This is a genomic window from Arsukibacterium sp. (assembly GCF_018402695.1).
Lineage (GTDB): Bacteria > Pseudomonadota > Gammaproteobacteria > Enterobacterales > Alteromonadaceae > Alishewanella.
Genome location: NZ_JAGYIM010000007.1, coordinates 123,559 through 139,881, shown reverse-complemented (window position 1 = coordinate 139,881; position 16,323 = coordinate 123,559). Strand labels below are relative to the sequence as shown.

The window sequence follows — 16,323 nt, the reverse complement described above, 5'->3', positions numbered from 1 at the left end:
ATTATCAGTAGATACTTTTAAGGAGGCAATTATGAAAAACGTTCTTGTGATAAATAGTTCAATCAGTGGTGATAACGGTCATTCAACTAAATTAAGCAAAGCCTTTTTGGCAAAACTTGGCAGCGGTATCAAGCTGACAGAAATTGATTTAAGCGCAGCGCCTTTACCCCATTTAGAGATGAAAGAAATAGCTGCCTGGATGACACCCGCGACTGAACGAACGGCTGAACAGCAGCAACTGGCCGATTATTCAGACAAACTGATTGAGCAGGTTAAAGCGGCAGACGTTATCGTGTTTGGGGTGCCGATGTACAACTTTGGCATTCCTTCCCAGTTGAAATCGGTGCTGGACAGGTTGGCACGGGCAGGTATTACATTTAACTATACTGAAAATGGTCCGGTGGGGTTGCTGACAGATAAGCCAGTCATTGTGCTGGCAACCCGTGGTGGCATCTATCAGGGCACAGCAGCGGATAGTCAGACACCATTTTTAACCAGTTTCTTCAATTTTATTGGGTTAACTCAACTGCATTTTGTCTATGCCGAAGGCTTAAATATGGGGGCAGAGGCGGCTGATAAAGCATTGGCGGCTGCACAACAACAACTGGGTACGCTTAGCGATAAGGTCGCGGCATAACCGCAGCGTAGGGTTGTAGCTAAAAATAAAGCGCAGCCTGGCTGCGCTTTATGCTGTTAACCGAATTGGCTCAGTTTACCAGGCGTCTGCGTAAACCGAATAGTGCCAGGGCAACCAGCGCCAGAGAACCGGGTTCAGGGATTGACACGCCTGGTGGCGGTTCATTAACACCGGCTTCGCCAGACACATGAAACACAGCCATAAAGATATTGTCATCTGCTGTGGCATTCGTCGTTTCAATGGTAATACTGGTATCGCCGCTGGCTAAATAGTCCACCAGGTTGTAACGTTCAGTATCGTCGGCATAACTGGGCAGAAGAGACGAAAAGGGGTCGTCAAAACTACCGACAGTGATTAAACTGCCATTACTATTTTGCTCTCCATCATCACTGTTACCAGCAGATTCGGTAATTAAAGTACCATTAACTTCGACTGTCGAGGCCTGGCTGCAACAGCTAAAACCAATACCGAGCATCATATGGGCAAAAAAACCCGGTGCTGTCGGGTCTAACGGATCAGCGAAATTAAGTGATGTAGTGTCACCATCTACCCGGGCATAACCGTCAAGAATGCCGACAGTTGATATACCCAGAGTTGGGTCACTGTACACCAGTACCAGTGCAGAGCCGTCCTGAGAGCTCGATGTTTCAGTAATATCAAAATCGTAAACACCACCAGGGCCGCCGTCAACCAGAGGTTTTATAATATCTGTTACATCAGCGCGGGTTGCGGTCAGGTCACAGCAAGCCGGTGCTGGTATGGTACCAAGATCCGTATCGTAATTGATTGTTTCGCCAGCCAGGGTTCCTCCAACACCGGCGAGGCTGGGATTATTAAATGTAGAGGTGTATAAGTAGGCGGCTACCACGGTGGCGCCTTCAGGTACCAACGCACTGATTGTACCGGCTTGCGTTGTCGAGCCCCAGCCATCGGTTGAGACGCCATAATTACCCACAAACGTTTGGAATGGAATGAGTGCTGCCTGCGCCGTTCCCGCGACAAACAACAGCATAGCCGACAACATCAATGTTAATTTCCGATTTATCTTCATATTATGCTCCTTTAAATTTCGTGACAAACTGCTCCAACAGACAGGGTTGCCAACTGCTTTGCTCCTTGCCTTACTACCACTTCCGGTAAGCATAAAAAATGCCATTTCAAATCTGATTTAGTAATTGGTAATAAAGTGTTAATCAAATCAAAAAGCTAGCTGAAACCCAATCCAGTCGTTGTTCAATCCAGCTGAGGAAAATGTGAATAATTGTAAATATTTCGGACAGTATAATATCGACGGGTAATTCCAGCTTAAATCCTGGCTAATCAGCCGCATCCGGTTGCGTTCCGCGTCAAGGCTTTGTATAACAGGGCGTCGTTAATTCAGTACAAGACTAAAATATGAAATTATTCCATCAATCACTGCTTGTTGCCGTGTCCGCGGCGTTACTGTTGAGCAATAGCCTGGCTTTGGCCAAACAAGAACCACAAACCTGGCAGAGCACACCGATTACTGCTGCCCCGGTTTACCAGGCTGATCCGGCTATTACATTTACCCTGGAACAGATAATGGCCGATCCTGACTGGCTGGGTCGTTCACCCGAGAATGCGTTCTGGGGGGCAGACAGTAGCCAGGTGTTATATCAGCAAAAGCGAGCCGGCAGTGAATTGCGGGACTGGTATCAGCGACCATTAACTGCCAGCGATAATGGCGTAGCCGTACCGTTGTCACAGCTTCATCAGATCGGTAGTCGCAATGTGCAATACAGTGCTGATCGTCAGCTACAGACCTGGCTATTTGAAGGCAATGTTTTTGTTCGTAACGTTGATGGCCAGATAACTCAGGTTACCCGCAGTAACTCCGGCTTTAGTGATCCACAATTTCTGAAAGACAACCGGCTGGTATACCGCCAGGGCTGGACCTTCTTCAGCGTTGATCTCAGCACGGGCCTGAGCAGCGAGTTAATCAGCCTGAAAACTGAAGACAAGCCAAAGGCTCCGGCTATACCAAGCGGCTATCTGGCGCAGGAACAACATAAACTTATTGCATATATAGCGAAAACCCAGCGCAGTAAGCAGGAGCAGCAGCAAGCCAAAGATGCACTGCGCTCAGCAAACCCTGCCATGGCGCCAACTGCTGCTTATTTTGGCAAGGATCAGCAAATTGTCGATGCCAGTATTTCACCCAAAGCAGATTATTTGCTGGTGGCAGTGCGCAAAGCGAAACCGCGTAATGAAAAAGACATTATGCCTAACTATATTACAGAAAGTGGTGATATTGCTGCGCAGCCGGTCAGATGGCGGGTGAACGATTTCAAGCCAGAACCACAAAAGCTTATTCTGGTGTCATTAACCGATGGTAGTCAGTTCCCGCTAAGCTTCACCAGCTTGCCAGGTTATAACGAGGATGTGCTGGCCGACGTCAGGGCTGAAAATGCGAAAGCAAAAGGTGAAAAGTATAAAAGCAGCAAAATTATCCGCGACATTGGCCTGATGACTGACTGGTACTGGAGCCAGAGCGCCATGCGCTGGCATAACAACGGTGAGCAGGTGGCGATAATGCTTAAAGCGTTAGATAACAAAGACCGCTGGATTGCTACTGTTGATTTTGACAAGAAAGCCCTGGTACCGCAGCATCGGTTGCATGACAACGCCTGGGTTAATTATGCCTTTAATGACTTTGGCTGGTTGAACAACAGCGAGACATTGTATTTTCTGTCTGAGGAGAGCGGTTATTCGCACTTATACAGCAAAACATTATCCAGTCGCAAAGCGAAAAAATTAACCCATGGTACTTTTGAAGTCAGTGATCCGACGCTAACTTCAGACGACGGATATATATACTTTAAGGCAAACATTTCCCACCCGGGTATATATGAGGTTCACCGGCTTAATCTGGCCAACACGGAAACTGAGCAGCTGACCAGACTAGGTGGCATGACAGACTATCGCCTGGCACCCGATGAGCAAAAATTACTGTTAACCCATTCAACCAGCCTGATGCCTGCGGATTTATATTTGATGGCGGCGTCGCCAAACGCTGACATAGTCAGGCTCACCGATACGGTATCTGATGAATTTAAAAAACTACCATTAGTGGCGCCACAAGTGGTGGCCGTGCCATCCAGCCACACTGAGCAACCAATATTCAGCAAAGTGTATTATCCAGCCGATTATAAGCAGGGCGAGCCACGCCGCGCGGTAATTTTTAACCATGGTGCTGGCTATCTGCAAAACAGTGATCTGGGCTGGTCGGGCTACTTCCGGGAGTTCCTGTTCCATAATCTGTTAGCCCAACAAGGCTATGTAGTAATGGATATGGATTACCGGGCATCAAAAGGCTATGGCCGGGACTGGCGTACCGCCATTTACCGGCAAATGGGTACCCCGGAGATTGAAGATTTAGCCGATGGGGTAAACTGGCTGGTAGCAAATGCCAATGTTGATCGGAAGCGTGTTGGCACTTACGGCGGCTCCTACGGAGGTTTTATGACCTTTATGGCGCTGTTTAAACAACCTGAGTTGTTCCAGGCAGGTGCCGCGTTGCGGCCCGTCAGCGACTGGGCCTATTACAACCACCCTTATACCTCGAATATTCTGAATACGCCAGATATTGACCCTATTGCTTATGAGCGCAGTTCGCCAATTTACTTCAGTCAGGGGTTAACCAAGCCGCTATTGATCAATGCGCCAATGGTAGACGATAACGTGTTCTTCCAGGATGTGGTGCGCTTGGTGCAGCGTTTAATTGAACAGGAAAAACAGGGTTTTGAAACGGCGATTTATCCGGTAGAGCCACATGGCTTCCGCCAGCCCAGCAGCTGGCTGGATGAGTACCGGCGGATCTATAAGTTGTTTGAACAGAACTTGTAGCGGAGTAACAATACGGTCGCAATACCCGTTATGAAAAGTATAATCGGGTATTGCTGCCGAAATCTTTGTGCTGAGGTAAATAAAAAAAACGTCTCTGCAGAGACGTTTTTTAACGGATAACTTAGTTAAACACTGCTACGACTTTTTCAGCAAATCCCGGATTTCAGCCAGTAACTTAACATCTTCCGGTACTTCCGCGACAGCAGGCGGCTTAGCTTCTTCTTTTGCTTTCATCGAATTCATTGCTTTAACACCAACAAACACCGCCAGGGCAATAATTAAGAAATCGATAATAGTTTGCAAAAAGGCCCCGTATTTGATGGTAACGGCCGCCTGTTCAGCAGTTTCCTGCTGGATAATAACCATCAAATCAGCAAAATCGACCCCACCTAACAATACGCCTATCGGCGGCATCACTACATCGGCGACAAAAGACGACACAATTTTGCCAAAAGCGGCACCAATAATAATTCCCACTGCCATATCAACCACATTGCCGCGCATGGCAAAGCTTTTAAACTCACTGAGCACACTCATAGTAAATTCCTGTTTTATTGTTATTAATCTGCCTTGCCATGTGCGGGTGCGATGGCAGGTATAATCACTATAGTCAGGCCGGCTAAATTTACCAGTGTGCTTTGTCAGGAAAACGTTCAGTTGGCCAGTTCAGGCTGCCATTGGCAGAAACAAAGTCGGTGTCGGCATTAAATTCAAGAGATCGGCCAGAATAGGGGTGCTGGAGTTGTAAATTGGCTGCATGCAACAATAAGCGGGGAGCGGCAGCTAAAATTTGCGGCGACGCATAGAAAGCGTCACCCAGAATCGGATGGCCCAGGGCCAGCATGTGTACCCGCAATTGATGCGAGCGTCCGGTTACCGGGCATAGCTCAACCAGTGTCGAATTGACCAGTTGCTGCAGGACCCGATAATGGGTTAAAGATGCTTTGCCTGTCTGGTGACAAACTTTCTGGCGCGGCGCCCGCTCCGGATCTACGGCCAGTGGTAAGTTGATGCTGCCACTGGCCTGGGTAAGTTGGCCGGCGACTACTGCCAGATAACGTTTTTTAACTTCACGCCCGGCAAACTGGCGTTTTAGCTCGCGCTCAGCTTTACGCCGCAGTGCCATCACCACCACACCGGAGGTACTTAAATCGAGCCGGTGGACCAGTTGGGCTAACTCAAATTCGGTTTTAACCCGGCTGAACAAGCTATCGCTAAGTAGGGAGCCGCGGCCTGGATTTGTCAGCAAACCACTGGGTTTATTCAGGACGATGATATCTTTATCCTGATATAAAATATCCAGCCAGGGCTCAGTTGGGGGCGCATAGTTAAACGTATCGGCCATAAACCAGTTTCTGCAGTCAATCCGGCCTGTAGCATAGCCGATTTTAGTCAGCAGACAAACCGCTTATCAGGCATAATACTGGCAAAGCAAAGTGTGGCCCCGCAGAATTTTTTGGGGGTTCACAAAATTTACTTATTGGGTCTGATTAAACAATGACTGAGTTATCTGAACTGACCGTGTTGGCGGCAACTGACCAGCCTTTTACCGTGTTGTATGAAGATGAACAATTGCTGGTGGTCAATAAACCGCCGAAATTACTGACGGTGCCGGGCAGGCATCCGGCCAATCAGGATTGTTTAATCAGCCGAGTGCAGCGCGAATGGCCGTCGGCCACAGTGGTGCACCGGCTGGATTACGATACGTCGGGCATTGTGCTGTTGCCGCTGACGAAAAGAGCCTTATCTGAGTTGAGTAAACAATTTCAGGCCAGGACCATCGATAAACACTATCAGGCCGTGGTGGCAGGCTTGGTGCAGAAAAAAGGCGGCGAAATTAACCTGCCGATTGCAGCTGATCAGGAAAGCCGGCCACTTTATAAAATTTGTCAGCAAAACGGCAAAGCGTCTTTAACTCAATATCAGGTAATTAGCCGTGATACAGTAATGGCACAAAGCAGGCTGCTGTTAACCCCGATTACTGGTCGCTCGCATCAGTTGCGGCTGCATTTAAAAGCAATTGGCCACCCCATTTTAGGCGATACTCTGTATGGCACCCAGGAGGTTATTGCCAAAGCTGAACGTTTGTTGCTGCATGCCAGTTTTATCCGTTTTCTGCACCCACTGACCTTACAGCCAGTGACATTGGACGTCCCGGCTGATTTTTGATTGCTAATTTAGTCTAAACCGCCAGCGTAACGTGGAGCAGGATAATTTTGCTATTTGGTAATCATATAGGTATAAGCATGACTATACTAAAGCAGTTTCATGGCAAGACAAAATGCCATGTGTTGGGTCAGACAGCAGGTATCCTAACTCCTTATGTTAACAAGAAATATTCATGTTTTGGTGGTCGATGACGTCATACTAATGTGTGATTTTTTGTATGGCGTGGCCAATCAGGTTGCGGGCTGCCGGGCTTTTAAAGCACTGGATGGTAAAACAGCAGCGGAATTTCTGGAGAACGAGACAATAGATTTACTGATTACCGATATCGAAATGCGGGCGCCCTCTGGCTTAGAGCTGGTGCAACGTGTTCGCTCCGGTATGTTTAGCAATACGGCGCACGATATTCCGATCATTATGTTTTCCGGTAATGCCTACCGCGATGTTATTGAACAAAGTATTGCCTTTGATATTAACGACTTCCTGGCCAAGCCAATCACATCGGCCGTGTTAACTAAAAAAATTCAACATCATTTACAGCATCACAAAGCCGTTAAGCCGGTTGGGCATTATGCAAAATTAGTCGCTGATTCTGGAAGTATCATTGTCGACCCGCCTACCGACCGCGGATTCAGTGTCGCTATTGTCCGTGAGTTACCAGAAAATAAAAAAGAAAATGAAGATCAGGCTGATGCAGACAGCACAGTCGCTGATAAAAAAGATTTTTTAGTATGGCCTGAAGGCGCCACAACGGGTTACTTTCAGCTTGATCGGCGGATGCGCAATTTTGCCTTTAATGTTAGCTGTTTTCATAATGTGTTTGTTGGCAACTGTAAGCCAGTGGCTATAGAAAGTGAGCGGAAACGTGCCTGCGAGGCTGCTGATTATTTATTCCATATTGCTAAAAATATCAAAAACAAAGAACAGCGGCGTGATTTCTGGTTGCTGTTTCAGCAGCGGTTGGAGAAATTAAAACCTCATATCCTCGAATTGAACAATATCAATATCAAGCACCATAGTCAGGTGCTGATATTGTTAAAACGGTTGTCATACTGGTGGATGCAAACCTGCAACCGACCCATTATTCAGATAACCGAAAATGAAGGCGAGGCTGGTAATGACTAGCTGCACCGGGCCGGCGGTATTAGATTTACACATACTGACCGGGATGTATGGCGATAATAGCGCCGTGACGATATGTCAGGTATTAAGCAGTTTTCGCGCTGAGGCAAACAGCTATATTGACTATCTGCAGCAGGCTTTGCAGACCCAGGATTATCCAGAGGTTGCCCGCTTGAGTCATAGCTTAAAAAGCATGTGCGGTTTAGTTGGCGCCTGCCAGTTAATGACACTATGCCAGAGGACAGAACTGGCTGCCCGCCAGGGCGACAAGGTTGCTTTGGACGACTGCCAGCAGGAGCTGGCGATAGTATGGCGGACATTGATGTTACAGCTGCATCACACCCTGCAAGAACATGGCCATGCCAATGTTTAGGTTGCTATTTGTTGACGATGACGCTTTTGTGCTGAGTGCGTATCAGCGGATGTTGCGCGCAACACCTTATCAATGTGAGTTTCTGCAATCACCGGAACTGGTGTTAACACTGCCGGAGTTGGCAGATTTTGACATCGCCTTTATTGACCAGCAAATGCCTGTTGTTACCGGTAGCCAGCTATTAATGCAATTGCAGCTGCGCTATCCGGCTATTAAGCGGGTGTTAGTCAGCGGCGATGCAGAGCAGGCATTGCAGCACAAAGCAGCAGAACTGATATTGGATGCGGTCTTAAGCAAACCCTGCAGCAAACTGACGTTAGTCAATTGTATTGAGCAACTAAATTCGGGGCGGCCAGCAAGATTATGACCAATAAACATGTCCGATTTAGCAGCTTAATAACCAGTAGCTTGTTTTACAGCAGTACTATGATTGTGCTGTTTACCAGCGTGGTGGTGCTGGCAGATCTGGTTGTCTTTAACGACTCAACCCCTTATCGATTTGTGATGTTGCCAGACAGTGCTTTGGGATTGTTTGCCGTCAGTATGCTATTAGTCGGCGCTGCCACCAAAAAGCGGGTGCTTATTTATGGTGGTATCGCTGTGGTGGCGCTGCTGGTAGGTGCCAGCCTGCTTTGGCATATGCCAGCGACGTCTGTTGCTAATGTCAGCTGGTTAAGTGGTCAGAGCAGGCTGCCACTTTGGCAGGGTATTGCGTTAGTATTACTTTGTTTGCCCTGGCTTAGCAGACGTCGCGGTAAAGCGGCTGTTGGCGTGTCAGTTTTTTCAGTGATTCAGCTGCTGGCTAATCTGGTCGTCATTGTTATATGTTTAATGGTGTTACTGGCGCAGGTCACAGCGTTATCCTGGCTTAATTTAAGTCCAAGCACTGCTGCGTCACTTTATATGGCGATCTCGCTTTTTTTGCTGGCCATCGCCAGCTTTTGTGTACCCTATATAAAATGGCGCTATGCAGAGCAGTATCTATCTAAAAGTGGCTGGCTGCTGGTTAGCTTTATTGGCTTGCTATCAATCATTGTCTGGTTTAACTATGCATATCAGTTACCGACCAAAATTTCACAAGCTGCGAGCGCAATAGCCGGACAGATGCAGCACAATGTCGATCAGATTGTTGCGGAGCAGCGCGGTTTAATGAATCGGCTGGCGGAGCGAATAACTGCCGCTGAAGCAGAATTGCCTGCTGCTTACTACGAAACAGAGTTTAACAGTTACTTACGTGACTTCCCTTATATGGACTACCTTGCAGTACAGGGTGTTGGTAACGAGATACTGCATGCAAAAGCACAGTACTCAACTGAATTAGTCTGGTTCAATCACTATTTATTGCAACAAAGCGCGGTGTCGGGCATCCCGTCGATAAGTCATACGCAACCAGAGCTGACTTTGCATTATGACAGTGTTATCGATCATGCTTTTATTATTATCTCTTTGCCGGCTGATAATCGGCTGGGCGTCACGCGTTTGGTCGCTGCGGTAGACTTTTCCCGGGCAATGGCCGATATTATTTCTGATTTGGTACCGCCAGGTTACTTTGTGCAATTGCTGCAGCCCACTCAGCAAAGCATGATTTACGACTCAGCAAGCGCCGTTGCTAATCTGGTTGCGGTCGGGAGTTATCAGATTACTTTACCGGCAAAACTGCACTGGCAGTTGCATATTCATACCCATCAGCAAACCGTCTTCACCAGCCATCTGATCACCGCCGGGTTGATTTTGCTTGCCGGCTGGTTAATCACTTGGCTCATTATGTTAAGCCAGAAACTATATCAGCAAAGTCAGCGCCATCGTTTGCACTTAATGGCAAGTAACAACAAGTTGCAGCGTAATATCGCAGAACTGCAGCGTTTGCAGTTACAGCAGCAACAAATTATGAGTAACTCTGCCGATATGATTTGTGTGATTGATAGCCAGGGTTACTTTGTTGAAGTGAGTGCGTCATGTCAGCAGGTTCTTGGTTACCGGGCTGATGAGTTAGTGGGTAAAGCCTTTATCGATTTTGTTCATCAGGACGACAAAGTTATTACTGAGAACGAAGTACGGCAGGTTGTCGATGCGGCGAAGTTAACGAGTGATTTCAGAAACCGTTATTTGCGTAAAGATGGCACGGTAGTGCATTTAATGTGGGGCGGTAATTACGTTGCAAGGCAGGGCCTAATGTATGTGATTGCCCGCAACATAAACGACATGGTAAACGCAGAGCAATATCAGGCGGTTCAGCAATCAATACTGCGAATGATTTCTACTGAGCGACCGCTACCCGATATTCTGAATCGTATTTGTCAGATGGCCGAACAGCAAAGTAGCATGGTGCGTGCTACGGTCATGTTAAAGCAACATGATGTTTTATATTTAGAGGCGGCACCCTCGCTGTCAGTTGCTTACAAAACGGCAATACGTCACCTGCCAATAGCGGATAATGTTGCTTCTTGTGGTACCGCGGCCTATCAGAAAAGTCTGGTTCTGGTAAACGATATTGCGACTGACGATAGATGGCGTGAGCTTGCGCCCGTTGCATTGGCAGACGGAATGCTGGCGTGCTGGTCCATGCCAATGATATCAGCACAAGACGAGGTACTGGGGACTATTGATCTGTATTGTTCTGAAGCAAGAGCCGCCAGCAAAGAAGAGCTGGAACTGATGCTTAACTGCAGCCGCTTTGCTGCAGTAGCGCTGGAGCGTTCAGTACACAAACGTCAGTTGCAACAAAGTGATCAACGGTATCACTCACTATTTCACTTTAATCCGGAACCCGTGTATGTGATTAACCCTGAGGGGTGCTTCGTTGATATGAACGAAGCGGGTTGTCAAATGCTTGAAAGCGATATAACCGACATAACAGGAATGCACTTTGACAAAGTCATTTTGCCTGAGCATTTACCTCAGGTTGAACAGTACTTTGCTAATGTGTTAGCGGGCAATGCAGAACGCTTTGAAGCCAGTATTATTAACGTTACCGGCCAGCAGATTGAGTTGTATATTTCATTGGTGCCGAACTGGCAAGACGGCCAGGTTGCTGAAGTTATCGGTATGTCGAAAGACATTACCCAGCGCTTAAAAGCAGAGCAACAACTAAGGCTCTTTAAACGGGCAGTCGATGCGACGTCTAACGGTATCACCATTGCCGACCTGACTAAGCCGGACCAGCCGGTAAGCTATGTAAACGCAGCTTTTGAGAAATTAACGGGATATAACGCTGAAGAAATTATCGGCCGTAATTGCCGGATACTGCAAGGCGCTGAACCCGATGCTGTCGCTGTTAATCAAATTCGTCGGGCTATTGAAGAACGCCAGGAATGCAGTGTCGTGCTGAAAAATTACAGGAAAGATAACAGCTTATTCTGGAATCAGCTGTTTTTAGCACCCGTACCCAACGAATATGGTGATATTACGCATTACATTGGTGTGCAAACTGATGTGACACCGCAGAAAAAATTTGAACAGGAACTGGCTTACAACGCATCACACGATTTACTAACCGGCTTACCTAACCGGGCGTTGTTGCAAGACAGACTCGCCCAAAGTTGTCAGGTGGGACTGCGCCGGGAGCAGCACGTTGCCGTACTTTTTATCGACTTAGATGGTTTTAAAGCGATAAATGACAGTCTGGGACATATGACGGGCGATGAAGTTCTACGACAAATAAGTCAGCGAATTACCTCCTGTATTCGCCCGGGCGACACCCTGGCCAGAATTGGCGGTGATGAGTTTGTGTTACTGCTGACAGAATTAAATGCCACCGATGTTCAGGGTGAAGTTAACGCAGTGGCTGAGCGGATCTTAGTTGCAGTTGCCGGCCCGTTAACTGTGAGTGGGAAAGAGCTGCATATTTCAGCCAGTATTGGTATCAGTACAACGGCTAGACAATTAACCGAGCCGATGCAATTGGTGCAACAAGCTGATCTTGCCATGTATAAGGCTAAACAGTTAGGCCGCAATAACTATCAGTGGTACAGCAGCGAATTAGACAGCGCAACTGCGCAACAACTTGATCTGCGGGCACAGTTAAAAAAAGCCATAGCTAATGAAGAATTTGAATTGTACTACCAGCCGCAAATCGATGCAGTCAGCGGTGATATTGTCGGTTTAGAAGCGCTGCTGCGCTGGCCGCACCCCACATTAGGCTTTATTAGTCCGGATGAATTCATTCCGCTGGCAGAGTATAGCGGTGAGATAGTGCCGCTGGGAAAATGGGTAATAAATAAAGCCAGTCAATATAACAAATCTTTGATGGAGCGGGGCATTGCTACTGTAGTGATGGCAGTCAATGTGTCTTCCATTCAGTTTAGCAGGGTGAGTTTCGTCACAGACTTACGTCAATCTATTGAGGCAACCGGCTTGGCAGCCAATTGGTTTGAAATAGAGTTAACAGAGTCATTGTTATTTGAAAATACTGAGCAGGTGATTCTAAAATTGCAAGAGTTAAGGCAACTAGGCGTAAAAGTGTCAATAGACGATTTCGGAACCGGATTTTCCAGCCTCAGTTATCTAAAGCGATTGCCAATTGATAAGTTAAAAATAGACCGCGCTTTTATCCGGGATATCGTATCGGACAAACGTGATGCGGCTATCAGTAAAGCCATTATTGGTTTGGCACACCACCTGGATATAAAAGTTATTGCCGAAGGGGTCGAGAGCGAAGCACAGGCTGCGCTGCTGAGAAAAAATTTATGCGATGAATTTCAGGGTTACTACTATGGCAGGCCAATGCCAGCAGATAAACTGGAACATTACTTACAAAATTATCAGCAAACCCGCTTAATCCGGCCGGTGGCGGTTAGTGGTACCAAGAGTATTTTACTGGTCGACGATGAAGAAAATATCCTTAGTGCGTTGAGCCGGTTGTTACGTAAAGAAGGGTATCAGATCCTGACAAGTAGCAGCGCGGCCCAGGCTTTTGAAATACTGGCATTACATCAGGTACAGGTTATTGTGTCAGATCAACGGATGCCCGGGATGAGTGGTACTGAGTTCCTCAGCCAGGTTAAAGATATGTATCCAGACACCATTCGGATTGTGTTGTCTGGTTATACCGATCTTAAGTCGGTAACTGAGGCGATAAACAAAGGTGCTATTTACAAATTTATGACCAAGCCATGGCAGGATGATGAGTTGCGGCAGGAGATTAAAAAAGCATTTCTTAAACATCAGCAGCAGGTGACTGATAAAGCGGAGAAATTATGAAACCGACAGCAGAGACTGACGCCGGACAGCTGGTCGAGTTACAAGCTGAGCTGCAAGTACTGAAAGAGCAATTGCTGCAATCTGAAAAGCTGGCGTCATTGGGGCAATTAGCGGCTGGTGTAGCTCATGAAATCAATAACCCTATTGGCTATGTGTCATCCAACATGAAAATGCTGGCTGAGTATTCAAGCAGCTTAATTAATTTAGTCAAGTTGCTTAGCTTGCAAGTGGAGGAAGGGGCCCGCACTACATTGTTAACAAACTTTGATTTTGACTACGTTTGCGCTGATTTACCTAAGCTGGTGCAGGAGTCAGAGCAGGGGCTAAACCGGGTTGTTGAGATCATTCGTGATTTAAAAGATTTTTCGCATATCGAGGATGCTGATTTCATTGAAGCTGACTTGCATCAGGGGATCCAATCAACCTTTAATTTAGTTGCTAACGAGTTGAAATATAAAGCGGAAGTGATCAAGGAGTTTACGGAGCTGCCAACCTTGCTCTGTATTCCATCGCAACTGAATCAGGTATTACTGAATCTGTTATTAAACGCAGCGCAAGCCATTGAGCAAAATGGTATTATCCGGATAACCACAGGATTTAATGACAATTGGTTGTGGTTTTCAGTGAGTGATAATGGCAAAGGGATGAGCAGTGCAGAGCTAGCCCGGATTTTCGAGCCGTTTTACACGACTAAACCCAAGGGACAAGGCACCGGTTTGGGGTTGTCATTGTCCCGCAGTATTATTGAAAAACATCGCGGCGTCATTGATGTTGACAGTACGCCGGGCAGCGGTAGCTGTTTTACGGTAAAAATTCCACGGCAGTTGCCTGATTAAACAGCACGCAGGAGAAATAATGGAAGCTAATCACGTTGAAATTCGCCATCTGACCAATCAGGATATGGCTGAGCTACGCGAAGCATCTGAGCAGGTGTATGAAGCTGGACCACTGTTAACCTGGACGGCAGAGCGGGTTGATACTCTGTTAACCAAGTTTCCTGAGGGCCAGATTTGTGTCTGTGTTGACGGGAAAGTTGTTGGCTGCGCGTTTTCAATTATTATTGATTACCGCAAATTTAGTGATGATCATACCTACGAGCAAATTGTTACTGGTTTTTCCTTTGATAACCATGATCATAATGGCGATGTACTCTACGGTATTGAAGTGTTTATTCACCCTGATTACCGTGGTTTGCGTCTGGCACGGCGGCTTTATGATGTGCGCAAAGAGATTTGTGAGAACTTGAATTTACGGGCCATTATGGCCGGTGGCAGAATGCCCAATTACGAGCAGCACTCCGACACACTCAGTGCTAAGCAGTTTATTGAAAAAGTAAAACGCAAAGAGCTGTACGATCCGGTACTCAGTTTTCAGTTGGCCAATGGTTTTCATGTCAGAAAGTTATTAAAGGGCTATATTCCCGGCGATACCCAGTCACAGGAATATGCAACGCTGCTGGAATGGGCCAACATCTATTACACCAAATCCGTAAAATTAATTAACGCACCCAAAGCAGAAGTGCGGCTTGGCCTGGTGCAGTGGCAAATGCGCAATATGAAAGACATTAACCAGCTGTTTGAACAGATGGAGTTTTTTGTTGATGCGGTATCAGATTATAAAAGCGATTTTATTCTGTTTCCGGAATTATTTGCTGCGCCGTTGATGGAGCATTATAACCATTTAAGTGTTACCCAGAGCATTCGCGAGCTGGCCAAATATACCGATACGATTCGCGATAAATTTGTTGAATTCGCCATCGCTTATAACATAAACATTATTACTGGCAGTATGCCGTGTATTTATGATGGTAAGCTGCACAATAGCGGGTTTTTATGCCGGCGCGATGGTAGCTGGGAGCAATACGACAAGGTGCATGTTACGCCGGCGGAAAAGCGCAACTGGGCAATGCATGGCGGTAATAAAGTTAAAGTATTCGATACTGACTGCGGCAAAATTGGCATCATGATTTGCTACGATGTTGAGTTTCCGGAATACGCACGACTCTTATCCGATCAGGGTATGAATATTTTATTTGTGCCGTTTTTAACCGACACCCAGAACGGCTATACCCGGGTGCGGCACTGCGCCATGGCCCGCGCAATTGAAAACGAGTGCTATGTGGCCATTGCCGGAGCAGTCGGTAACCTGGCGCGGGTCAATAATATGGATATACAGTATGCGCAGTCGGCATTGTTTACTCCGTCAGATTTTGCCTTTCCCACCACCGGTATTAAAGCTGAAGCGACTCCTAATTCAGAAATGCTGCTGATTGTAGATGTTAATCTGGATTTATTAAAAGAGCTGCATAGCCATGGCAGTGTCAATACTATGAAAGACCGCCGACATGATGTCTATCAGTTGTCGCTGGTAGAGTCCGTCAAGCCGGAAAAGTAAACGGCACCAACCCTGCGGCGTATTGAGATAAATAAGCGCCGTTGGCTTTTTATTATTTGTGTCGCAGTGGCTTGTTTATTTAAGCGCCAAGCCTCATGATACTGCAAGCAGGTCATCGTTGGCTGCCTGTGTCTGTTATGAGGTGTTATGCGCTGGCTCACTGGCTTTGCCATACTGGTTTATCTGGCTTTACTGTCCTCGCCGCAAACGGTGGCAGTTTATGGCAGCGGGCTGTCACGATTAGCCGAGACCCAGCTGCAGGGGCTGAACCCTGCTATTACTTCTGCTCTTCATCAAAAAGAGCTAGCTGCTGACAAGAGCGGTGATGGTGAGCCGCTGCTTGCAATACCCTCAACAATTGAATTTATTTTTCAAAAAGTTACCGCTGCCGCTGAGATAAGCTGGCAATGGGTTGCCGTTACGGCGCTAAGCCGGGTATATTCCGCCCGAGCGCCTCCCGCTGTTATTTCACTGTAAAACTCAAGCCGCAACAGTCTAGTCTGTTGCCATTTTTTTTGCCCGCTATAGCAATGCTGTAGTGGTGCTGAGTATGTGAAGGACCCTC

13 protein-coding genes are annotated in these 16,323 nt (G+C 47.0%); 10 read left to right on the top strand and 3 right to left on the bottom strand.

The genetic code is table 11. From position 1 onward, the window contains the following. The first annotated feature begins 31 nt into the window (after positions 1–31). Positions 32–637 carry an NAD(P)H-dependent oxidoreductase gene (locus KG631_RS00755; RefSeq protein ID WP_213994766.1) on the top strand — a complete coding sequence of 202 codons (606 nt, stop codon included), beginning with the start codon at positions 32–34 and terminating at the stop codon, positions 635–637. A gap of 70 nt (positions 638–707) precedes the next feature. On the opposite strand, the gene KG631_RS00750 is transcribed toward KG631_RS00755, so the two are convergent. Next, complete coding sequence (locus tag KG631_RS00750) at positions 708–1,688, bottom strand: PEP-CTERM sorting domain-containing protein (protein WP_213994765.1); 981 nt, start codon at positions 1,686–1,688, stop codon at positions 708–710. A gap of 344 nt (positions 1,689–2,032) precedes the next feature. On the opposite strand from KG631_RS00750, the gene KG631_RS00745 reads away from it, so the two are divergent. Beyond that, on the top strand, positions 2,033–4,504 hold the full coding sequence (locus KG631_RS00745; RefSeq protein WP_213994764.1) for a prolyl oligopeptidase family serine peptidase: 2,472 nt from the start codon (positions 2,033–2,035) through the stop codon (positions 4,502–4,504). 135 nt (positions 4,505–4,639) lie between these two features. On the opposite strand, the gene mscL is transcribed toward KG631_RS00745, so the two are convergent. Continuing rightward, on the bottom strand, positions 4,640–5,041 hold the full coding sequence (gene mscL, locus KG631_RS00740) for a large-conductance mechanosensitive channel protein MscL (protein ID WP_213994763.1): 402 nt from the start codon (positions 5,039–5,041) through the stop codon (positions 4,640–4,642). Positions 5,042–5,129: 88 nt separating this feature from the next. Continuing rightward, the gene (locus KG631_RS00735) at positions 5,130–5,849 is read right to left on the bottom strand and encodes an RluA family pseudouridine synthase (protein ID WP_213994762.1); all 720 of its coding nucleotides are present in this window, start codon (positions 5,847–5,849) and stop codon (positions 5,130–5,132) included. Positions 5,850–6,001: 152 nt separating this feature from the next. Between KG631_RS00735 and KG631_RS00730 the strand changes: the two genes are divergently transcribed. The 8 genes from KG631_RS00730 (at position 6,002) to KG631_RS00695 (ending at position 16,235) form a co-directional block, all read left to right on the top strand. Continuing rightward, positions 6,002–6,673, top strand: a complete 672-nt coding sequence (locus KG631_RS00730; RefSeq protein ID WP_213994761.1) for an RluA family pseudouridine synthase — start codon at positions 6,002–6,004, stop codon at positions 6,671–6,673. Between the two features lie 153 nt (positions 6,674–6,826). Continuing rightward, the gene (locus tag KG631_RS00725; RefSeq protein ID WP_213994760.1) at positions 6,827–7,795 is read left to right on the top strand and encodes a response regulator; all 969 of its coding nucleotides are present in this window, start codon (positions 6,827–6,829) and stop codon (positions 7,793–7,795) included. Further along, the gene (locus KG631_RS00720) at positions 7,788–8,165 is read left to right on the top strand and encodes an Hpt domain-containing protein (protein ID WP_213994759.1); all 378 of its coding nucleotides are present in this window, start codon (positions 7,788–7,790) and stop codon (positions 8,163–8,165) included. The genes KG631_RS00725 and KG631_RS00720 overlap by 8 nt, the downstream gene beginning before the upstream one ends. Next, a complete protein-coding gene (locus tag KG631_RS00715; RefSeq protein ID WP_213994758.1) occupies positions 8,152–8,532 on the top strand; it encodes a response regulator in 381 nt (126 codons plus the stop codon). Before KG631_RS00720 ends, KG631_RS00715 begins: the two co-directional genes overlap by 14 nt. Continuing rightward, positions 8,529–13,364, top strand: coding sequence for an EAL domain-containing protein (locus tag KG631_RS00710; protein WP_213994757.1), 4,836 nt, complete (start codon positions 8,529–8,531; stop codon positions 13,362–13,364). The genes KG631_RS00715 and KG631_RS00710 overlap by 4 nt, the downstream gene beginning before the upstream one ends. Beyond that, entirely contained in the window at positions 13,361–14,200 is an 840-nt protein-coding gene (locus tag KG631_RS00705) for an ATP-binding protein (RefSeq protein ID WP_213994756.1), read from the top strand. Before KG631_RS00710 ends, KG631_RS00705 begins: the two co-directional genes overlap by 4 nt. A 19-nt stretch (positions 14,201–14,219) precedes the next feature. Continuing rightward, positions 14,220–15,758 (top strand): bifunctional GNAT family N-acetyltransferase/carbon-nitrogen hydrolase family protein, encoded by a 1,539-nt coding sequence (locus KG631_RS00700; RefSeq protein ID WP_213994755.1) that lies wholly within the window; start codon positions 14,220–14,222, stop codon positions 15,756–15,758. Positions 15,759–15,905: 147 nt separating this feature from the next. Further along, positions 15,906–16,235, top strand: a complete 330-nt coding sequence (locus tag KG631_RS00695; RefSeq protein ID WP_213994754.1) for a hypothetical protein — start codon at positions 15,906–15,908, stop codon at positions 16,233–16,235. Positions 16,236–16,323 lie beyond the last annotated feature (88 nt).